At 61.0% G+C, this 19,077-nt stretch carries 23 protein-coding genes; 22 read left to right on the forward strand and 1 reads right to left on the reverse strand.

Translation table 11 applies throughout. From position 1 onward, the window contains the following. Positions 1 to 149 precede the first annotated feature (149 nt). From GJ630_RS15305 to GJ630_RS15400, 20 genes are all read left to right on the forward strand, one after another. Positions 150 to 377, forward strand: coding sequence for a hypothetical protein (locus GJ630_RS15305; RefSeq protein WP_191450235.1), 228 nt, complete (start codon positions 150 to 152; stop codon positions 375 to 377). Then, positions 370 to 1,461: a hypothetical protein gene (locus GJ630_RS15310; RefSeq protein WP_191450237.1), complete on the forward strand. Its 1,092-nt coding sequence runs from the start codon at positions 370 to 372 to the stop codon at positions 1,459 to 1,461. Before GJ630_RS15305 ends, GJ630_RS15310 begins: the two co-directional genes overlap by 8 nt. 201 nt (positions 1,462 to 1,662) lie before the next feature. Beyond that, positions 1,663 to 2,289 (forward strand): hypothetical protein, encoded by a 627-nt coding sequence (locus GJ630_RS15315; RefSeq protein WP_191450239.1) that lies wholly within the window; start codon positions 1,663 to 1,665, stop codon positions 2,287 to 2,289. Between the two features lie 230 nt (positions 2,290 to 2,519). Then, positions 2,520 to 3,038: a hypothetical protein gene (locus GJ630_RS15320; RefSeq protein ID WP_191450241.1), complete on the forward strand. Its 519-nt coding sequence runs from the start codon at positions 2,520 to 2,522 to the stop codon at positions 3,036 to 3,038. After that, positions 3,035 to 3,244 (forward strand): hypothetical protein, encoded by a 210-nt coding sequence (locus GJ630_RS15325; RefSeq protein ID WP_191450243.1) that lies wholly within the window; start codon positions 3,035 to 3,037, stop codon positions 3,242 to 3,244. Before GJ630_RS15320 ends, GJ630_RS15325 begins: the two co-directional genes overlap by 4 nt. 161 nt (positions 3,245 to 3,405) lie before the next feature. Further along, positions 3,406 to 3,639 (forward strand): hypothetical protein, encoded by a 234-nt coding sequence (locus GJ630_RS15330; protein ID WP_050006976.1) that lies wholly within the window; start codon positions 3,406 to 3,408, stop codon positions 3,637 to 3,639. Beyond that, positions 3,636 to 3,812 (forward strand): hypothetical protein, encoded by a 177-nt coding sequence (locus GJ630_RS15335; RefSeq protein WP_170095625.1) that lies wholly within the window; start codon positions 3,636 to 3,638, stop codon positions 3,810 to 3,812. The genes GJ630_RS15330 and GJ630_RS15335 overlap by 4 nt, the downstream gene beginning before the upstream one ends. Before the next feature lie 7 nt (positions 3,813 to 3,819). Beyond that, positions 3,820 to 4,278: a hypothetical protein gene (locus tag GJ630_RS15340; protein ID WP_191450245.1), complete on the forward strand. Its 459-nt coding sequence runs from the start codon at positions 3,820 to 3,822 to the stop codon at positions 4,276 to 4,278. Next, on the forward strand, positions 4,265 to 5,644 hold the full coding sequence (locus GJ630_RS15345) for a phage terminase large subunit (RefSeq protein ID WP_191450247.1): 1,380 nt from the start codon (positions 4,265 to 4,267) through the stop codon (positions 5,642 to 5,644). The genes GJ630_RS15340 and GJ630_RS15345 overlap by 14 nt, the downstream gene beginning before the upstream one ends. Beyond that, positions 5,641 to 7,602 (forward strand): phage portal protein, encoded by a 1,962-nt coding sequence (locus GJ630_RS15350; protein WP_191450249.1) that lies wholly within the window; start codon positions 5,641 to 5,643, stop codon positions 7,600 to 7,602. The genes GJ630_RS15345 and GJ630_RS15350 overlap by 4 nt, the downstream gene beginning before the upstream one ends. Positions 7,603 to 7,799: 197 nt before the next feature. After that, the gene (locus GJ630_RS15355) at positions 7,800 to 9,254 is read left to right on the forward strand and encodes an XkdF-like putative serine protease domain-containing protein (RefSeq protein ID WP_191450251.1); all 1,455 of its coding nucleotides are present in this window, start codon (positions 7,800 to 7,802) and stop codon (positions 9,252 to 9,254) included. 15 nt (positions 9,255 to 9,269) lie between these two features. Continuing rightward, on the forward strand, positions 9,270 to 10,349 hold the full coding sequence (locus GJ630_RS15360) for a P2 family phage major capsid protein (RefSeq protein WP_191450253.1): 1,080 nt from the start codon (positions 9,270 to 9,272) through the stop codon (positions 10,347 to 10,349). A 13-nt stretch (positions 10,350 to 10,362) separates the two neighbouring features. Continuing rightward, positions 10,363 to 10,740, forward strand: coding sequence for a hypothetical protein (locus GJ630_RS15365; RefSeq protein ID WP_191450255.1), 378 nt, complete (start codon positions 10,363 to 10,365; stop codon positions 10,738 to 10,740). Between the two features lie 2 nt (positions 10,741 to 10,742). Then, positions 10,743 to 11,132 (forward strand): hypothetical protein, encoded by a 390-nt coding sequence (locus GJ630_RS15370; RefSeq protein ID WP_191450257.1) that lies wholly within the window; start codon positions 10,743 to 10,745, stop codon positions 11,130 to 11,132. Between the two features lie 5 nt (positions 11,133 to 11,137). Beyond that, complete coding sequence (locus tag GJ630_RS15375) at positions 11,138 to 11,995, forward strand: hypothetical protein (RefSeq protein ID WP_191450259.1); 858 nt, start codon at positions 11,138 to 11,140, stop codon at positions 11,993 to 11,995. Between the two features lies 1 nt (position 11,996). Next, positions 11,997 to 12,509 (forward strand): hypothetical protein, encoded by a 513-nt coding sequence (locus GJ630_RS15380; protein WP_371727713.1) that lies wholly within the window; start codon positions 11,997 to 11,999, stop codon positions 12,507 to 12,509. Next, complete coding sequence (locus GJ630_RS15385) at positions 12,506 to 13,030, forward strand: hypothetical protein (protein WP_191450263.1); 525 nt, start codon at positions 12,506 to 12,508, stop codon at positions 13,028 to 13,030. The genes GJ630_RS15380 and GJ630_RS15385 overlap by 4 nt, the downstream gene beginning before the upstream one ends. 12 nt (positions 13,031 to 13,042) lie before the next feature. After that, complete coding sequence (locus GJ630_RS15390) at positions 13,043 to 13,297, forward strand: hypothetical protein (RefSeq protein WP_191450265.1); 255 nt, start codon at positions 13,043 to 13,045, stop codon at positions 13,295 to 13,297. 9 nt (positions 13,298 to 13,306) lie between these two features. Then, positions 13,307 to 13,633 carry a hypothetical protein gene (locus GJ630_RS15395; protein WP_191450267.1) on the forward strand — a complete coding sequence of 109 codons (327 nt, stop codon included), beginning with the start codon at positions 13,307 to 13,309 and terminating at the stop codon, positions 13,631 to 13,633. Positions 13,634 to 13,635: 2 nt separating this feature from the next. Beyond that, a complete protein-coding gene (locus GJ630_RS15400) occupies positions 13,636 to 15,051 on the forward strand; it encodes a right-handed parallel beta-helix repeat-containing protein (protein WP_191450269.1) in 1,416 nt (471 codons plus the stop codon). A gap of 64 nt (positions 15,052 to 15,115) precedes the next feature. Here the strand turns inward: GJ630_RS15400 and GJ630_RS15405 are convergent, their stop codons facing one another. Beyond that, complete coding sequence (locus tag GJ630_RS15405; RefSeq protein ID WP_191450271.1) at positions 15,116 to 16,921, reverse strand: hypothetical protein; 1,806 nt, start codon at positions 16,919 to 16,921, stop codon at positions 15,116 to 15,118. Positions 16,922 to 17,629: 708 nt separating this feature from the next. Here GJ630_RS15405 and GJ630_RS15410 point away from each other — a divergent pair. Continuing rightward, positions 17,630 to 18,559, forward strand: a complete 930-nt coding sequence (locus GJ630_RS15410) for a phage tail tube protein (RefSeq protein WP_191450273.1) — start codon at positions 17,630 to 17,632, stop codon at positions 18,557 to 18,559. Beyond that, entirely contained in the window at positions 18,556 to 19,056 is a 501-nt protein-coding gene (locus GJ630_RS15415) for a hypothetical protein (RefSeq protein ID WP_191450275.1), read from the forward strand. The genes GJ630_RS15410 and GJ630_RS15415 overlap by 4 nt, the downstream gene beginning before the upstream one ends. Positions 19,057 to 19,077: the final 21 nt, after the last annotated feature.

The following is a 19,077-nucleotide window of genomic DNA, read 5'->3' on the forward strand; positions in this document are numbered from 1 at the left end:
GCCCTCCCCGGGCACTACTCTGAAACTTTACATACCCATCGGCAGAACCGGCATAGAGACGCCTCGCTGACCGGTCAACGCGTCGATGAATTATATAACGCAATAGATAGTTCTCCAGATACTCCAGCGGAAACGGTGGGGTGTCTGTCATGAGCGGGCGCTCGACCTCCGGTGACCCGCTTGATGGCACCGTCCAGTCCATCACCGAGCGTCCGGAACTGGACGATACCGGTGAAAGCGACGACGTCCACCTGACGACGATGCAGTGTCCCGTCGACGGGACGCAGCTGTCCAACAGGTATCGCGATGACAACCGTGTCGAGTGCCCGGCTTGCCGTGGCCGCTTCGACGTGGCGGAGGTGGTCACTCATGTCTGAGGCCGTCGACGTTGACGACAAGGCGTTCGACGTCTGGTCCAGCAAGCTCTCTCGGTCCAGCCTGACTCTGGCACCCGACGTGTCAGCCCAGACCCTTGCTGGCGAGTTCGGCAGACTCGATGACGAGACCCTCGATGACCTGTGTAGCGACGCCGTCATGGCCGCGCTCGATGATGACGCCACGCAACTGCGTATGGCCCACTTCAAAGAGGCCTACGAGGAGACTACCCCAGACGACGATGGTGAGTGCAGTGGGGAGGCCGTCCAGGAGGCCCCATCGGAACCCCCACTCGAGACCACGCAGGAGACCCAAACTGACGAGAACCCACCGGAGCCAGAGGTCTACGACGAGAACAACGACAACGTCGAGGCTGCCGCCACGGAGTCTCAGGGCACCGATGCTGGCGACGACCAGAACGAAGACACCGAGTCGGTGTCACAGATGTCCCGTGGCGAGCTCGAAGCCGAGGTCCGGGACCTCCGCGACACCGTCGACGAACTGGAGTCGATGGTGCGTGACTCCAACGCACTGGTGAAGGCTGTCCGCAAGCAGATGGCACTCCAGAACGAGCTACTGGTCGGCGCCGAGACCGTGCAAGACGCCGGCATCGATCCAGAAGAGGTTCTGAACCACCACCAGCGTCTCTCCGACGTCGAGGAGCAACTGCAAGAGCAGGGCGACCAGATCCAGATGGTGAGAGTTGAAGGCGGTGGCAGTCCCGACGATCCCGACAGCCGGGCCCAGCGGATCCGACAGACGCTGTACAACAAGGCGAAGCAGCACTCCGAGGGGAAGGCCGAGATGGACCGGGACGACGTCGACTCCCGACTCGGCGGCGGCCTGCACCGTGACACCGTCCTCGGCGCGATGAAGCGGGCCGCGGATGGCTACGAAGCAGAGGACGACGAGCGGTCCTACACCTCTATCAACGGGAGCAGTGACCTACAGCCGGTCGACTCGATCACATTCTCCGTCGGGGAAGGACGCGGGAACGCTTCGAAGGTCGTGATGAACCTGTCCGATGCGACGGGTGCAGAGATTCGTCACAATCTGACGACGAAAGATACCGAGGAGGCCACCTGAAGATGCCCCCAACCACCAACTGGATTCCACCACCATTGCAGTCGCTGTAAGTTTAGTTGCGCTAGTCGCTGTAAGCATTGTATCGCTACTCGTGAGTAAACTCGCTCAAATCTCGCTCATCTCTCTAGAGCGAGTTTGGTCACAGTGCGACGGGCGATATCGTTCGTCGTCAGATTGTGACGCAAATCAGACCACCATCCGATGCACATCCATTCCGACGATTCCAACGAGGTTGACGCTGAACGTCGATACAATCGCGTCCTCTCGACAATCTACCACCAGACCAGTCCGATGCAGCGGCCGGGCGTCACTCCCGAGAAGATCTACCTCTCACTCGTGGCGCACGGGTCGTACGATCGGGCCGGCGTCAAAGCGTCACTCCAAGCTACCCTCGACAACGACGACGCGATCGCGTACGAGGACGAAGATGGTCAGCTGCGATTCGCACTGCTCACCGAAGATAGCGTCGACCGATTCGTAGCTGAGTATCCAGAGGTAGCCGCCCACGAAACCATTCGCGAGTTCCGGGGGGGATACATGACGCACGTCTGGAGTGTGTCCGACGAGAAGGTCCTTGAGGCTGTCCAGATGGCGCTCGACAATGACGACTGTCTCGCCTTCGGCGGCGGAGTCCGTCCCAAACACGTCGCGATGCACTGCGAGCTCCAACCGGGCTCGCTGCGGGACCGACTGCTGACACTCACTGCTGATGGACACCTCGTCAAGGTCTGGGGCGTCGATGTCGATCAACCAGGCTACCCTGCACGTCGAGGATACCTGCCAGCAGGGCATCCTGATGCAACCCCTCCGTACACTCTGTCTGTATGACCAGCGACCTCGAACCGTGGGGTCGGCAGAACGACGCAGACGGGGATACCCTCGATGCGATGTCGCGTACAGCTCCACGGGAGGACATCACTGGCCGTTTCACGACAACAGAGTTGCGTTTATATCGCTGGAGAATCGTATCAAAGATAGCGTATTTCACACCGGCGTCGGGGCGAGTTACCGCAGTGACCCTCGGCGACGAGCCACTAGTCCTGCGACTCTTCTAATCCATGTCCCAATCAACTGACACAGCAACAGCGACGGCAGCGCCACTTCCACGCAACCCGACCCGGTCTGGAGCCCATGCGCTGCGATGGTTCGAGACGATAATCTGGCACGACCACGCCGTCTGCAGCGAGTGTTTCGCTCGACTCAAGCGGTCAGACATCGCCGAGCGCGACTACTGGGGCAACGAGGATGCCATGTCTTGGCGGACCGACTCGGCCGTTCTCGGTGAGGACCTCATCGAGCCGCCGGCGTCGATCGCCAACTGTGCCCCCATGCCCGAGAGCAAGACCACCTGCGCCGAGTGTGGCTCGGTCCGGGGCCTCTCGCAATCGGAGACGCTGTCGATCAGCCAGGCCATCGACCGCGTCCCAGCCCTCGCCGCCCGCCTGCAGGAGGCAGGCTACCACGTCGACACGCGTCGCATCTACGTCGCCGTCGAGCACCTCAAGAGTCTCGACGAACACACCGCTGACGACAAGCGGATCTTCGCTGTCGCCGCAGCGCTGGGAGTCCAGCGATGAGCGTCCGCCCGTCGACGCCGGATCGCGTCGCCGTCGAGACGCTGCAAGGCGACATTCGTTCTGGGCCCGTCGTTGACGAGCTCGTCGAGGCCGACGTTCACGACATCCAGCGTGTGTTCCGCGTCAACCTCGGTGGGACGATCATCCGTGTCCCAGAGGCCGACGCCGGTATCCCCGATGACGCGGTGACTGCCACGCGGCAGTAGACGAGGGGATGTATCGCCCGTCAACCGGCCGGCACTTCTCCAGTTCAAGCTCATCCGGCATACGCCGGCCGCCCTGCCCGGTACTGGTGCGCTCCCATGAGCGCGGGGTTCGACTCCCCGTCCGGGCCTACGATGAGTTCCAGTTGCACAGGAGGCGCGTGATGGTCTCACTCTCATTCCTCGTCGAGAACGCCTCAACGGCAGTTCTGGTGATCCTGTATCTCTTTTACGAGATTCACCACGGCCGGCTCGAGCGCGTCGCCGACAAGGTCGATGAGGTCATCGTCGCTGTGATTGCCCTCGCTCAGGAGAACGACGACATCGACGAGGACGAGGTCGCGGACCGACTGAATGGCTCGTCGCCGGACGACCTCCGACTTGAGGATGACTCATGAACGACATTCAACTGCTCTTACTCGGCGTCGCTCTTGGAGCGATCCCGAGCTCGGAACTCGGGCGCATCGCCGTCGCCACGCTCGCGAAACGGCTCGGTCTAGAGCCACGCGAGATCCGGCGATTCAACGCAGCGACCGACGACAGCGCTGGCGGCACTAGCCAGAAGGAGTAACATCACTATGACCGACGACATCTGTGGCTACGAGGGGACGGGGGGCGACGGCCCCTGTCAAAATCCAGCTACGGACGGAGACTCCTGTTGGATCGATACCCACGGAGGCCACGTTGACGGCCACGGCCGCCCCTCGCTGCTTGAGGAACACGAAGACGATATCCTTGCCGCCGCTCGCGAGGGTCTGACTTATGAGGGGATCGCCCGCGTTGCCGGGATCGGCGTGTCGACTCTCCACGACTGGCGTGACGAGTACGGGGATTTCTCGGAAGCGCTTGAACGCGCGCGAAGCGAGGCCGAGCGTGAATTGATCCAAGACGTCGACGCGGAGTTCGTACTTGAGCGATCCTATGGGTACGTGAAGACGGAGAAACGCGAGGTCGATGTGGACGCCGACGTGGATGCATCGCACGACGTCACTGCTGACTTCGTCACATACTCTCCGGAGGACGATGGCGACGAGTAACCCACCTGCCGATCAGGGAGCGACACTCCGGCCGGCGCCACAGTACAGCGTCCATGACAAACAGCGCGAGGTCCTGCAGTCGGACGCTCGCTTCCGAGTCTGTCGGTGGGGGCGCCGGGCTGGAAAGAACGTCACCGGCGCGATCGACGTTGTCGAGTACGTCCGCCGGCCGTGGGCCTCTCAGTGGGGCCCGGACGATCCTCGAGACGTCCTTGTCTGGTGGGTCGGACCGACGTACAACCAGGCGAACAAACACGGCTTCGAGAAGGTCAAGAGCGCCGTCCCGGATCACTGGATCGAGAGCAAGAAGCGCACTGAACCGTTCGCGATCGACTTCGCTAACGGCGCGACGGTCGAGTTCCCCACCTTCGACCGCCCGGAGAGTCTGCAGGGCGAGGGTGTCGACCGGATCGTCCTCGACGAGGCCGACCAGATGCGTCAGGGGATCTGGTTCGGAGACCTTGAGCCGATGCTGTTGGACACCAAGGGCTGTGCGTTGTTCATCTCGAAGCCCTACCGGCCGCGGTCGTGGTTCCACCGATTCTACGACTACGGCCAGTCGAGCGACTACCCCGAGTACGCCTCTTGGCACGCAACGTCGGCCGACAACCCGTTCCTCGCAGAGGATCCTGAGGACAAGCGTGGGTCGGTCCCGCCCCACCTCTTCGAGCGGGAGTATCTGGCCGAGCTCCCGGACGACGGCGGACAAGTGTTCCGCGACCTTGACGACAAGCTGTACACAGGCGAGTACGACGTCGTCGTCGACCAGGAGCACGACCCCAGCGGGGAGTTCGTCGGCGAGGTGCGCCGGCCACCCGACGCCGCCACCCGACCGGTCGCGATCGGGGCCGACTTTGCCCGGTCGCGGGACTATCGCGTGACGATCGCCGTCGACGCCGCCGGTGAGTTGGCCTACTACCACCGCGGCCGCAACGAGTCCTGGGACGGCATCGAGGGCCACATCCGTGGCGTCTACGACACCTACGGCGGGATCGTTCTCCCCGACGCCTCCCGAGACAACAAGATCGTCTCAGATCTCGCAGGCGCAGGCGTTCAACTGGAGCCAGTCTCGTTCTCACCGAAGACAAAGAAGCAACTCATCGAGACACTGGCGACGCTGGTCGAGACGGGCGACCTGACAGTGCCCGACATCGATGCACTGGATCAGCTTCACCTTGAGCTCCGACAGCTCCAAGAGGACGTCTCCGATGCAGGGTACACGCGGTATCATGCGCCCGATGACGGCTACGACGACAGTGTCGACAGCTTCGCGCTAGCGGCATCAGCGCTGGATAAGCTTACGGCAGCCCACCAGCGGCATGGAGACAACGCCGGCGACGACAACTCAGGAATCACGCACATATGAGTGACGCAATCGACGACAACAAGATCGCGGTAGGTGTGGAGGGTATCGGCGGCGACGGCGCACTGTCGAAGGCCGACTCGTCAACACAGCTTTCGGACCACCGGATCCAGTCGCTGACGACAGGCATCAAGCCGCCGTACAACCCGCATCGGCTCGCCGCGTTCCTTGAGCTCAACGAGACGCTGGCCACGGGCATCCGCAAGAAGTCTCGCTACGAGGTCGGGTATGGCTTCGAGATCACGCCGTGGGCCGGCCGGACTGCCGACGAGGCCGACGACGTCGAGCGCGACGTGGTCAGCTGGTTCTGGCGTGGGCCTGACTCGACGTGGCAGACGAAGGCGCGCCAGACGGCCGAGCCGGCGACGCCCGAGGAAGTGAAGGAACTCGCCCGCCAAGAGTACCACCTGATCGGCTGGTGCTGCTTGGAGATCCTCACCGACATGGAAGGCCGGCCGGTCGGGCTGGCCCATGTCCCCGCCCGCACTGTTCGCGTTCGCAAGCCACAGAGTCGCTTCGACCAACCCCGCCATCCCGAAGAGGGGCGGTTCATCGACAACGACCGTGGTGAGATCGCCTCTCGAGGGTACGTCCAGATACGGGACGGCCGCCGGCGATACTTCGGTGAGGCGGGCGACCGCTACCGCGGGCTGGACATCAACATCTCGCCCGGCGGCGACGGCGAGCCGCCCACGGTCCGCTATCAGGCAGACGACAGTGAGGACGAACCGATCTTCGTTGATCGCGAGACGGGCGACGTCGTCGAGGGCAGCGCCGAGGCGCTCGAGAACGCGCCGGCGAACGAACTCATCTTCATCACGAACCCATCGCCGTTGGCTGATGACTACGGCGTCCCGGACTGGATCTCGGCGACGCGCACCATCAGCGCTGACGAGGCGGCGAAGGACTACAACGCTGACTTCTTCGACAACGACACGATCCCCCGCTTCGCGATCAAGGTCACTGGCGGCGAGCTGACCGAGGAGTCCAAGCGCGACCTCCGGCAGATGCTCAACGGCCTTCGTGAAGAGTCTCACCGGACGGTCATCCTCGAAGTCGACAAGTTTGCCAACCAGCTGGACGACGACGATATCGAGATCGAACTGCAGCCACTCGGCCAGGGCATCAGCGAGGAGATGTCGTTCGAAGCGTTCCGCGAAAAGAACGAAGCGGAGATCGCGAAAGTGCTGGAGGTGCCGCCAATCAAGATCGGCAACACCGGAACCTCGAACCGGTCGAACTCCGAGCAGCAGGACCGGGACTTTGCCCTCGAGGTGATCCAGCCGGAGCAACACAAGTTCGCCCAGCGACTCTACCAGACGATCCACCAGCGAGCGCTCGGCGTCACCGACTGGACACTCGAGTACGAGCTCCGCGGCGCCGACCAACCCAAACAAGACGCCGAGATCGCCCGCCGGAAGATTCAGGCTGTCAACGGCGCCATCCCAGTCAACCGCGCGCTGGAGATGATCGGCGAGGATCCGCTACCCGATGACGTCCCGATCGACGGCGACGCCACGCTCGTCTCGGAGGTTCGGAGTCAGACGCCAGGCGGCCGGCAGCCAACTGGTCCGCGGTCTGTCGAGGACCAACTGCCGCCCGAGGACAACAAGATCGGCGAGCGCGACTGGGCCGACGTTGAGGCCAACCTCGCCACCAAGGAGATCGAGCAGACGCAGTTCAGCAGTAGCAATCTCGACGAGGGCCTGTACGACTTCGACGAACAGGAGCTGTATCTCTCGTTCAAACGTGACGAAGGCCAGTCGTCACTGTATGCTTACGTGAACATCCCGCCGACAGAGTGGTCGGGCCTGACATCGGCATCGAGCCACGGGTCGTACCACTACGACTCGATCCGGCTGGACTACCCGTACGTCGAGATCACGAATTTCCATTCCAGACTGCCAGAGGGGCCGTCGCCGGCGCCCGGTGAGGAGCCAGACGACGTTCCCAGTATCTAACGCAACTGACCGATGACCGCGGGCGCTTCCCGACGTCCCGTGCGAGGTTCGACCGGGTGATAGGATTCTGCGACCACATGAGTAACAAGAACACAGAGCGCGGCGAGAAGCGCGGCGTCCTCTCGACCGGTCGAGCCAAAGACCTGGAGGACGCCGACGCTGACGCCGCCGAAGACGACGATGATGAGGGCTGACCCATGCCGCCCGTAAACAAGGCTGGCGGGGATGCCTTCCGCAAGGAAGTAGCGTTCGTTGACAAAGACGAAGAGGAGCAGCGAGCGGCTGGCATCGTGATGGTGCCAGACAAGGCCGACCTGCAGCAAGACTTCGTTCGCGAGGAGACGATCGAGGCTTTCGCTGACGAGTTCGCTGCCCTCTATGACTCCGGCAGCGCCGACGGCGGCATCATGCACGCAGCCTGGCCGTCGGACTGGATGTCGCTGGAGCGCAATGAAGTCCTCGACGAGGCCGAAGAGATAGGCGGGCAGACCGTCGAGGCGGGCGCGTGGGTGCAAGAGTGGGAGGTCGCCGACGCTGGCACCTGGGAACTCGTCAAGGACGGCGTCTACGGCGGCTACTCTATCGGCGCAAAAGCCGTTGAATGGGACGGTCCGTACATCGCTGGCGAGGATGACGCTGTCGAAGACGTCGCTGTGCCGGACCAACTGCCCGACGATGCGATGGTCTGGGAGCTCACCGACGGCGTCATTCGCGAGGTGTCGGCAGTGGATATCCCGGCCGTCCCCGACGCCGAGATCCTCGAGACAAAGCGGCTGGGGGATCACCTCGGCGACCGCGACGCTTTCATCGAGGAAGCAATCGAGCGCGGTCACTCCGAGGACGACGCCGAGCGGATGTGGGACAACCTGTCCCGTGCCCTTGAAGAAGAGGGTGCAGGCGATCCCGGGAAGCAGTCCCGCCTCCAACAGGCGGCAAAGTCGTTCGTCCGCACGTTGACTGGTGGCGACGGCGACGACAACTCCAGCACGGAGACACCGTCTCACGCGAGCAAGGCTGGCGAGACACTGTCCCAGTCCAACCGCGAGTCAGCGATGGCTGCCGTCGACGCCAACCTCGATATGCTCGAGGACGCCGGCGTCGACCACGACATGACTCGCTTCACAGATCGCGACGACGTCGACTTCGATCTCTCCGAACACGACGCTCGCGAGTGGGGCACCGCGACTGGTGAGGACGACGAGGATAGCCCCCCGTTTGAGGTCAACAACGGGCAGGACGCCCCCGGCGGCGACACGCCGGACGATAGCGGCACAGAGGCCGCTGCATCCATGTCTTCTGACGACGACACTGACACCAACGACAAGACGCTGGCAGAGAAGAACGCCGAACAGATCAACGAACTCTCCGAGACGGTCGAAGAGCTGACCGCAGCGCTCACCGGCAAGGAGCGGACCGTCTCGGTCGAGGTCGACGGCGAAACACACGAAGTCCCGAAGAGCCGCGCCGAAGAGCTCGTCGGCGACGGCGACGCCGGTTCCCAGCCCGCAGACACGGCTGAACGGGTGGCCGAACTGGAGGCCCGACTGGACGCGATCAAGCGCCAGAGCGGTGTCGGCAGCCAGCAGCTCGCCGGCGACGGTGAGGGAGGCGACGGCGACGACCTAGACGACTTGGGCAAGGCCCTGTCCTAACGGAGTGATTTCTACATGAGTACCAACCTCGACGCAGTCCGGCAGCAGAATCAGCGAACGCTCAGCCACGACAAGACCATCGACATCGCGGACATGGATGGCTTCCAGCTGGAGCCCCGTGTCACCGAGCAGTTCCTCGAGCGAATGCAGAAAGAGGTCGAGATCCTCGGACTGGTCGACACGATGACACTCGACCGGCTCGACCAGTTCGTCCCGCAGTTCGGTGTGCCGGTTCTGTCCGGCGATACCCGTGACGACGGCGGCTCGCGGACGTCCTCCTCGACCGCCGAGACGGGACGGGTCAAGTTCGACGCGAACGACCGCAGCTACTACATTCTCGTCGAGCCCAAGCGCGACGCGATCAAGAACACCCACTGGGACGAAGAGGAGTTCGGCAACTACGTCGTCGACCAGTTCATCCAGCGGTGGGGCAACGACGCCGCCCTGATCGGGATGCGCGCGGCTGCATCCAGTGGCGCGCTCAACGACTACGTCCCGAGCGACGTCTCCCATCTCGACAGCCGGTTCACCGGCTGGATCGCCCGTGCTGAGGGCGACACCCAGAGCGTCGACGACAGCAACAACAGCACGCGACTCGGGCTCGAGGACACGACCGACGCCGAGCTCGATACGATGCCGATTGTCGACAACACCGACAGCAACGGCAACCCGCAGCCTATCGACACCGGCGTCTTCAACGACACCATCCAGACGCTGGACAGTCGCTACCGCGACTCTGGGAGTACGGTCTTCCTGTGCAACCCCGATCAGGTCCAGCAGTACGCGATGGATCTCACGTCGCGCGAAGACCCGCTCGGGAGCGCGGTGATCTTCGGCGACTCCGACCTCACGCCGTTCGACTACGACATCGTCGGCATCAACGGCTGGCCCAAGAGCTACGCCATGTTCACCGACCCGGACAACCTGGCGTTCGGCCTGTTCTCCGAGATGGAGGTCGACCAGACTCAGGACACCGACAAAGTCCACGAAAACAAGCTCCACTCCCGCAACTGGATGGAGGGGCAGATGGACTACCAGATCAAGGAGATGCAGGCCGGGACGCTCGTGACTGGCCTCGCGGACCCGATGGCGTGATGGGGGTCTACTGATGCCTGCACCCACAACGAACGCGGCTATCCGTGACCGCTACGAGAGCGGACTGTCACTCAACGACGGCGCCCCAGACAACGTTGGCACTGACGCCCCGGCCAACGCGGCAGATACGGTCGTCGGTGAGGATGCTGACGTCCACGTCGTCACTGCGGACGGGACCAACACGGTCGACCTCACCAACGCTGAAGAAGCCGGACGAGAGGTCACTGTTGTTCACGACGGCGGCGCCAACACGCCGACTGTGGCCTTCGATGACGCAGACTTCGTCGGGACCGGGCCCGCAAACATGACCAGTGCCGGGGCCACGGCCACCGTCAAGAACGTCGACGGGACAGCCAGCGGTTGGGTCGTCATCGCGACCGGGGGTGCCTGACGATGCCGGTCGTTGAGAAAACCCACGGCGGCCGGGTCGTCCTCCGGGCGATCGGCCGGCAGCTGTCCGTCGGCGACCGCGCCGAAGTCAGCGACGAGCTGGCAGCGTATCTCTGTGACGAACGTGGCGACTTCGCAGTCGTCGACGATGCCGGCGCCACGGAAGACGAGACAGACGACGACGCTGTCGGACAGGAGGACGGACCACCCGATGCTGGGGGGCCGATCCCAGACCCGAGCGAGCACTCGGTCAAAGACCTTCGCGATAAACTGAGCGACATCGACGACATCGACGTGCTGGCAGCAGTCTACGACGCTGAAGACGCCGGCAAGGACCGCGACAGCGCTATCGACGCCATCCAGAGCCGCATCAACGCCGTCAAGGAGGACTAACTCACATGGCTCCCGTTGGCTATTGCACGCTAGAGGACGTCCGCCGTGCCTTGCGAGAGGCGTCACTGCCGGGCGACCTCGAACAGGACACACAGATCGCCGTCGACGCGATCGCCGCCGAAACGGAGCCACTCGAACGCGCTCTCTCCCAGCACTTTTTCGAGCCCACCGGCATCGACGAAGCCTCGGCGATCGACATCCCGACGGCGCCGAAGTCGCGCGATGACGAACATGACGTCACGACCAACGGGGCGATGGTGCATGGGGCTGCCGAGCGCGATCGGCACCAGTACCGCAAGAACAGCGACGCGCTACTGGAGTCCGACCCACGCAGCGACCGGTGGCGCAAGGATCGATACGAACCGAAGCGCGAGATCCGCATCGCCACCGGCGAGGCCGAAGCACTGGAGCCACCCGTCGACGAGTCACGGCCAGCGTACACGCACATCCAGCTCGCACGAGACTACGTCAAGTCCCTCTCGAAGCTGCTGGTCATCGGCGGCGACGGCAGCTACACCGACTGGGTCGCGGACGACGGCTACACCGGCGGTGTCGGCCTCGAGCATCGCGGCGAGGACTACTGGGTCCGAATCAACAGTGGCGGCGTCTCTGACCTGTATCTCAACGTGCACGCGATGGACGACGATATCGCGTCGCTGTCGAACGCTGTCTACGTCACGTTCGATCACGGCCACGAAGGCATCCCGCGAGCGATCCGCCGGGCCGTCGCGCTGAAGGCCGGCGCTGAGTTCGCTGAGGAGGCGACTATCCAGATCCCAGACAACGCGACGGTCTACAACGTCGAGACGAAGGCTGAACAGATGCGAAGCAAGGCCGACGACCTGCTGGAGGAATATCAGTGACGTGGCTGACGTTGGCGTCACCATCGAGTTCGAGTTGGAGCTCCAGACCGACCCGCTCGGCGCGACACTCGACATCGCGGTCCCGAGTGCCCCTTCCGATGCGGCCCGGCAGGCCCTACTCGACGGTGTCGAACAGACGATGGTCGGGGCCCGTGGCAACCTCGTGTTCCAGAGCGTGCAGCGTGTCCACGAGGCTATCGATGGGTACGCTGCATCGAACAGCTACGACCTCAATTTTTTCAGTGAAACTTTCTCTGGCGTCGACTACCAGCGCGACCGGACGTCCATTCACGTCGAGTGGTCGTGGGCAGGCGACCTCCCGATGTTCTACGAGTTTGGCGTCAGCCCGCACACCATCGAGGGCGACCCACTGCTCCACTTCTACTGGGAGCAAATCGACCAGTGGATCCAGACGGACTCAGTCGAATGGGGTAGCGAAACAGGCGGCATCCCAGAGTCTCGCGCCGTTCGCGATAGTCTCAACTGGCTGCGACGGGAGGTCGGTCAAGCATGACTGAAGAAGTCGACTTTCTCATCGAACGCATCCGCGAGGAGTACGGCGCCGGCAGCCTGCCGGCCGGCCTGCGACCAGCTGGCGAGGACCCGCCGCCGTTGGCGTTGATCGACCGGCAAGACGTCGAGGATGAAGACGATATCGAGCAGCGCAAAGGCGAGCTGACGCGGGGCAACATCGTGTCGGTCGCCAGCGTCGACGAATCCACATCGCCGATCGGGACTGAGTACGACCACGATATCGAGCGAGTCGCCGGCATCCGCATCGAAGGGCTGGACGCAGATGAGTTCGGCTACGTCGACGAAAGCGGCGACGACGGGGCACCGTGGTCCTCGCTCGTGCGGGTGATCCGGCGGGCGATCCTGCGTGTACGAAGCTACCCCGACACCGGCACGCCCAGCATCGACTACACGCACCTGGAGCTAGCGAACGCAGCGCCCCAGAGCCAGACTTGGTCGGACTACTATCGCTGGGATGTCGACGTCATTTTCGACGGCTTCGAGCGGCTGCCGGATATTTGAGGAGCACTTAGTATGGCAAACGACACGACTGATACGACAGATACCCACGACATCGAGTACCCGGTCACAGGGTACGACGCAACGCCGGACTGGGCGACGCTGTATGGGCAAGCCTTCGAGCAGATCGATCAGTTGCTGGCCGACGGCCAAGTCGGCGTGACGACGGTCGCGTCGGCAAGCGATCTGGTTGACGGCGAGCCCGGCTTCTATCACCTCGAAGACGAGGACAGCGTCGTCTGGTTCGACGGCGACACGTCCACGAATTAGGAGTAGCAGATGGTTCAAAAACAGTCAACGACCCGAGAGAGCGACGCCGATATCAGCACGACTGGCGTGGTGCTGACAGCGGAGACGCCCGGCGACGCGCTCGTCTCGCTCAACATCGACGCGACAGCTGATGCATCGTACGCCCTCGACGTCAGTCCGACCGGCGACGCCGGCGACTGGTTCGACGGCGAAGAGACCTACGACCAGGCCGACGTCGACGATCCCCAAGACATCCGGGATACGTTCATCGCCGGCGACGCTTACGTTCGCATCCGGGTGACCGACGTGGCAGCGGCTGGTGAGACGGCGGACATCACAATTCAGCAGGCACACTAACAATGGGACTATTTCGATTCCTCAATCAGTGGCGAGAAAAGAAGGACGGAACGCTCGAAGGGCCAGCGCTCAGTACAGAAAGTGTAAACAAAACAGAACACTGGATTCCAGCGGGAGCAACAGTGGGCGAAATGAATACCATCATCGCTGATGCCGGCCCCCGATCTATTATCAAGTGGGAGCCAGGTGACTATCCTCGTCTCAGCGCCCCAATCAAAGTAAACTCGTCTCACGTCGAACTTCGTGGCCCTGGATGGGGATCGGAGTTGCTTCCCGAGCAGGACAAGCAAATCAACCTCATTGAAGCGACTGGTGACGCCGATGCGGACACGTACTTAGATAGGGTCATTATCCAGGGCTTCTACGTTAACGGTGACAAGGACAATGTATCCGACGGCGGCGACGCTCTGAACCAGTGTGGCATCTTCATGCAGAACGTCCGTGACGCAGAAATCCATCGCAACTACGCTTACAACACACTGTACTCCAACATCCGCGCCAGCCGATGTCCTCGTATCGACATCCATCACAACCGCACCGAGCTGACAGAGAACATCGACAACCTCTCTAACAAGCCACCGGACAACATCTCAATCAAAAACCAGATGACTGGGTGGGCAATCCACCACAATCAGTGCATCGACTGTGGTCATCAGGCGATCGAGACGGCGGCGGATGCGTCGAATGGCGCGGTCCATAACAACTACGTCGAGAACGCACGGAGTGCGGCGATTCAGGTCCACTACTCAAACCACACGCCTGTGTATGGCAACACGGTCCAGGGCGGGGCGTCAGCTGCCATTGTCGTTGACAACATTGGAGCGCCTGTATATGGTAACACTGTTGATGGGTGTGCCGCATCAGCCATCCGTGTTAAATTAGCGGAGGGTGGTCCAAATCCCATTTGGGGAAACACACTCCGCAATTACGGTGCTCACGGTATATTCTGCGACGTGGAGACGAGTGGGCTCATGGTCATCGGCAATACGATGGGCGGGGGCACAAATGATGGTGTCCGTCTCACATCTTCGGGTGGGTCGGTCAGCCATCAAGTTGCGTTCAACCATATTGACGGTGGACGCAATGGTGTCCGTCTGCAGAACAACGAGGGGACCAAGATCGTGTTCAACAGCATCCATAACTTGGACGACCCTATCACTGCAGACAGTGCTTGCACGGATGTTGATGTGCGTGGATTGATTGAGTCGGGTAATACTGGAGATGTGGTCCTACAGGGCACTCGGCATCGACGTAACGGGATTATCGGTTGGTTCGACGGGGTTGATTTATCCTCAACAACTGGCCAATTCCGTGGAGATATGGCTATCGCTGACGGGACAAGTGCGGCATCGGGCGGCGCACTTGCTGTCTGGAGAGGGTCTGGTTGGGACTATTATAATCCTGACGGGGCGGTCTGACCGGTCACAGTGAGCTGATGCTACGGTTAGTCCTCGATAAAAAGCGCGAATTGGTGACCTGTGATTACGCCGTCTGGTTTCGCTGTATCTGGTAGACTTCAGCGCCGCCGTTTGCGTAGACGCGATGGATTTGGCGGTTGGATTCAAGATACGCGTAATCACCCTCGTTAAACCGCAGTCCATCATAGAGGTTGACATTACGCTGTCGTGCATAATCTGTCGAGACTAAGTGCCACGTTGATGCACGACCCAGAGTTGTAAGTGACCTGTTTGCGAAGTGTGCTGGCACGAATCCTGTCCCGCGGGACGTCTCGATGTCTGGGTTATGCTCACCGATCCACCACCGTCTATTCCCCTCGCGAAATCCTTCGAGGGCAAGCAATTGCCGCTCTACATCAGTATTGACCGACATGACTGGCGTTGCTGTCTGACTGTTATCGAAGGTCCACGCATACGTGTCAAGTTGTGTTTCGGTAATGTGCGGGGTTGGTGAATACAGATACGGCGACCGAAACATAGCAGGGACTGCAAGGGATGCCCCGAGTACCAGCACAACCATGAGGGTGACTCGTCGGTACTGACTATTGCTGATTGTGACGAGTTGTGCGGCAGTGACAGGGGCCCCCAGTGCGACCAGGATCCCAACGTAGCGAACTGCCTGAGGGATGTCTCCAGTTGGAAGATAAAGGATAACAAGCCCCAAAACTGGCAGGAACCCAAGGATATACCGCACTAGTTGTCCTGACACAACTGGTGGCTCACCTTCCCGATCTCTATAGTAGGCCCAGACACGGTAAAGAGCAAGACAGCCAGAAACGACCGTGACGATGGCGATAGCAAGATGAATTGAAAGTGACCTGACAAAGAGTGTCAACACGGAGCCACCGATCTGCTCAAACGCCGATCCGGGGGTCGCTGCCGAGGCTCCGGTATCCGATGCTTGCAGTCTAGTAATGAGTGCGGCAACTGCGCCACCGAGCAACTGTCGCGTTGAAAGCCACCAAGCCAAGAAAATCGAGGCCGCCAACCCTGCACTAAGGACCGTCCCGCTGGCCAAGTCATTTTCTCGCCATGGAATAAACAGGCCGGATAGGCCGAATACACATAGCAGCACAATCGCAACTAGTCCCTGTTGTGGGTGATACAACGTTAGGGACGTGAGGATGCAGAGCAACGCAAGATAGAATGACTGTTGACGATATGGCGACGATGCTACTCGAATCCCTAAATATACCGCAAGTGGTAGAATGAACAGTCCAGCGTCGGTAGCTATTGGCTGAAAGTTCGGAAGTCTTGGTGCGATTATTGGTGGCGTCAGGATCGATATCAGTAGCCCGACGGCAATTGCTTGGTACCCCGCTCTTCCCCGCTGGCCAAGCAGTAGACGGGCGAGTAACGACGCAGCCAATGCGTAGAGAGCAAAATATAGTGGGACAATCAATAATAATGTCCGCCGCACAGGCATCGCCATCACGCGAGCAAGCAACTCCGACATGATGTGGATACCAGGGTAGGGGTTCTCCTCAACAACTTCACTTGTAATTCGAATATCCTTTGTCCATCCGAGATGTTGGAGAGAGTCTGCGAGGCCGTAGAAGTAGTAGCCACGGAGTGCCGGTAGGAGGGCGATGAGTACAGTCGCTGTGACACCCAACCCAGCCGCGAGAATCTTGGCATGTGGCCGATCAAGATAGAAGACACCAACAATGGCGATCGCGATAGTTAGCCCAACACCAACCCAAAACAGCGGGGGCGTGGCACGTAGGATTGACAGTTCATACGAGGTTGCAGGTGTTGAAGCCCCAGAGACAGTCGCACCTGCCAGTCCAAGAAGGCCAATTGTGTAGATAAGCCGTTCTTTTCGGTTCATTGGCGTCCAAGGGTGGGGACCGAGATATCTGTGAACAGATCAATGTAGCTACCAATGAATATAATCGCTATACAGAGCCCAAATCCGATTTCAACGCCATACTCTCTATTCAAAATTCCGAAGATAAACATAATACAGGCGGATGCAAAGAATATGACAAAATAGCCGAAAATTCGCTTTTTGCGAGATCCCATCAGGTATGCCTGTTAAAGTATAGGCAAAATAAAACTTTCGTTGAGTGAGTTCGTTTATAAAGATGGACTGCGCTGAAATCGTAATACCTGCCAAGCACATTCAGTGTTGCAGATGGCAAATCTGAGAACGGACTCTCAGGATTCACGATATCATGCCTACGCTCTGTATGATTGCGTGCGTGTGGTTCCCTGTTACGGTAGCAAGAGAAGTACGAAGGGCCGTCTACCACCGTGGAGAAGCTTATAACGAAAATGGTATAGATTTTTTAAACAAGATTGTTAGGCCAGATGCACCGTCAAAAAATAAGGCCGATCTGAGGCATAATTAAAGGACCAACTTCGAGCGTTAGGTTATAAGCAGTAATGAATGCTCAATAGCTTCTGTTTCAGAGCTTGGGGACTGTAACAAAGTTCTGATGACGCGCCGGTGGCCGCGGCCGGCGCCGAGGATCCACGCGGCAGTTTTCGAGGACTCATTCATGATCATGAGAGACACGATTAGCGGTGGTACAGCATGACTAGCGCTGGCTCCGGGAGCCTGGCGTTCGGGAAAGAGCAGTCGTTCAAGGGCTCGCTGGAGACCGACGCCAACAGCGACCCGCAGTACTGGCAGTTCGGTCGCAACGATACACTGACCGACCTCTCGCTGGACAACCAACTCCAACGCCTCGACGAGGCCGGCGCCGTCGAAAGCGTCGAATCGGTCAAGCAGAACTTCGAGGGTGCGGTCGAGGTTGAGGCAGCCATCTCCTCGGACACGTTCGGCGACGTCGAGGACCTCGTGTTCAACGACGATGGCACGCAGTTCACTAACGGCCGGCCCAACTCGGGGAAGATCTACGCCGGCGTCGACTACCTTGACGGCGTTGCCGAGCGCGAACTGGTCGGCTGCATCCCAGTGGACTTCACACCCGTCAGCTACGAGCAGGGCGGGATGACGACGTTCTCCATCTCGTTCCTGTACGCGACCGAAAACGTCGACACGAGCATCACGCCGTCGAACGTGACGGCGGTCACGGGCGGGACGTCGGCGCCGTCGCACGCGATCACCGTCGACATCGACGGCACGACGATCACGAAGCTGCAGTCGGCCGAAGTCTCGATCAGCAACATCGCTCGCTTCCAGTACGGCTCGGTATCGCCAGAGCCTATCGACGCCGTCATCGAGAAGCCAGAGACTGAGGTCACGACAGAGGCGATCTTCAGCGGTCCATCGCGGCTAGAGTACGCCCTTGGCGCTGCCGACGCGACGTCGCCACAGGACCGGCTCGTCTCGGTGCCCGGGACCATCGACATCACTGTCGACGGCACCCCAGTCTCGACGTACAACTTCTCGGCACTGACTGTCGCGACGGAGGCCTGGAACAGCGTCATCTCTGACGACGACACGACGGAATCGATCAGCTGGAACGCTGATGGCAACCCGGCGGTGAGTATCACATGACGTTTAACGAGACATACATCAGCTTCGACGACTCAATCAAGGCGCTCGAGGAACAGATCGAAGAGATCGCCGAGCAGCTGGACGACCTGGACGACGACAACCCAGTCGTACCTGGCCTGCAGAGCCAGCGATCACAACTCGCGACGCAACGAAAGGGTGCGATTTGGGCCCGAGACCGTGCACATGAGAGCGACGACTTCCCAATGTGGGACGAGGACGTCGACGGCGTCACTCTCAGCGGTGTTCGGGCCGGCGCGTTCGCCGGCATCGAAAAGGAGTCCGCCCAACGCGACGGCGAGGGGACGGACCTCTTGCTCATCGCCGACGGCACGGTCGACGCACCGTACGTCGACGACGAGGGTGGTGACGACATGACCGCTGCGGCAGTCGGGCAACTGCATCCGTACTACCGCGACTGGGCCAGCTCGCGGATAGATGAGCTGATGGATCCCGAGGGAAACGTGATCGGCTCCAGCGACTCGCCCGAGGAGACCTGACTGACGATGAGCTGGACCAGC

It is taken from the genome of Haloarcula sp. CBA1122 (assembly GCF_009741785.1).
In the GTDB taxonomy this organism is placed as follows: Archaea; Halobacteriota; Halobacteria; order Halobacteriales; family Haloarculaceae; genus Haloarcula; species Haloarcula hispanica.

What these genes read in the sequence shown, in the direction of transcription:
- GJ630_RS15355 (WP_191450251.1), top strand. Translation starts at nt 7,800, where the DNA reads ATGCCGCCCGTAAACAAGGCTGGCGGGGATGCCTTCCGCAAGGAAGTA.
- GJ630_RS15410 (WP_191450273.1), top strand. Translation starts at nt 17,630, where the DNA reads ATGACTAGCGCTGGCTCCGGGAGCCTGGCGTTCGGGAAAGAGCAGTCG.
- GJ630_RS15330 (WP_050006976.1), top strand. Translation starts at nt 3,406, where the DNA reads ATGGTCTCACTCTCATTCCTCGTCGAGAACGCCTCAACGGCAGTTCTG.
- GJ630_RS15385 (WP_191450263.1), top strand. Translation starts at nt 12,506, where the DNA reads ATGACTGAAGAAGTCGACTTTCTCATCGAACGCATCCGCGAGGAGTAC.
- GJ630_RS15335 (WP_170095625.1), top strand. Translation starts at nt 3,636, where the DNA reads ATGAACGACATTCAACTGCTCTTACTCGGCGTCGCTCTTGGAGCGATC.
- GJ630_RS15375 (WP_191450259.1), top strand. Translation starts at nt 11,138, where the DNA reads ATGGCTCCCGTTGGCTATTGCACGCTAGAGGACGTCCGCCGTGCCTTG.
- GJ630_RS15315 (WP_191450239.1), top strand. Translation starts at nt 1,663, where the DNA reads ATGCACATCCATTCCGACGATTCCAACGAGGTTGACGCTGAACGTCGA.
- GJ630_RS15405 (WP_191450271.1), bottom strand. Translation starts at nt 16,921, where the DNA reads ATGAACCGAAAAGAACGGCTTATCTACACAATTGGCCTTCTTGGACTG.
- GJ630_RS15400 (WP_191450269.1), top strand. Translation starts at nt 13,636, where the DNA reads ATGGGACTATTTCGATTCCTCAATCAGTGGCGAGAAAAGAAGGACGGA.
- GJ630_RS15395 (WP_191450267.1), top strand. Translation starts at nt 13,307, where the DNA reads ATGGTTCAAAAACAGTCAACGACCCGAGAGAGCGACGCCGATATCAGC.
- GJ630_RS15360 (WP_191450253.1), top strand. Translation starts at nt 9,270, where the DNA reads ATGAGTACCAACCTCGACGCAGTCCGGCAGCAGAATCAGCGAACGCTC.
- GJ630_RS15310 (WP_191450237.1), top strand. Translation starts at nt 370, where the DNA reads ATGTCTGAGGCCGTCGACGTTGACGACAAGGCGTTCGACGTCTGGTCC.
- GJ630_RS15365 (WP_191450255.1), top strand. Translation starts at nt 10,363, where the DNA reads ATGCCTGCACCCACAACGAACGCGGCTATCCGTGACCGCTACGAGAGC.
- GJ630_RS15415 (WP_191450275.1), top strand. Translation starts at nt 18,556, where the DNA reads ATGACGTTTAACGAGACATACATCAGCTTCGACGACTCAATCAAGGCG.
- GJ630_RS15325 (WP_191450243.1), top strand. Translation starts at nt 3,035, where the DNA reads ATGAGCGTCCGCCCGTCGACGCCGGATCGCGTCGCCGTCGAGACGCTG.
- GJ630_RS15370 (WP_191450257.1), top strand. Translation starts at nt 10,743, where the DNA reads ATGCCGGTCGTTGAGAAAACCCACGGCGGCCGGGTCGTCCTCCGGGCG.
- GJ630_RS15390 (WP_191450265.1), top strand. Translation starts at nt 13,043, where the DNA reads ATGGCAAACGACACGACTGATACGACAGATACCCACGACATCGAGTAC.
- GJ630_RS15345 (WP_191450247.1), top strand. Translation starts at nt 4,265, where the DNA reads ATGGCGACGAGTAACCCACCTGCCGATCAGGGAGCGACACTCCGGCCG.
- GJ630_RS15320 (WP_191450241.1), top strand. Translation starts at nt 2,520, where the DNA reads ATGTCCCAATCAACTGACACAGCAACAGCGACGGCAGCGCCACTTCCA.
- GJ630_RS15305 (WP_191450235.1), top strand. Translation starts at nt 150, where the DNA reads ATGAGCGGGCGCTCGACCTCCGGTGACCCGCTTGATGGCACCGTCCAG.
- GJ630_RS15350 (WP_191450249.1), top strand. Translation starts at nt 5,641, where the DNA reads ATGAGTGACGCAATCGACGACAACAAGATCGCGGTAGGTGTGGAGGGT.
- GJ630_RS15340 (WP_191450245.1), top strand. Translation starts at nt 3,820, where the DNA reads ATGACCGACGACATCTGTGGCTACGAGGGGACGGGGGGCGACGGCCCC.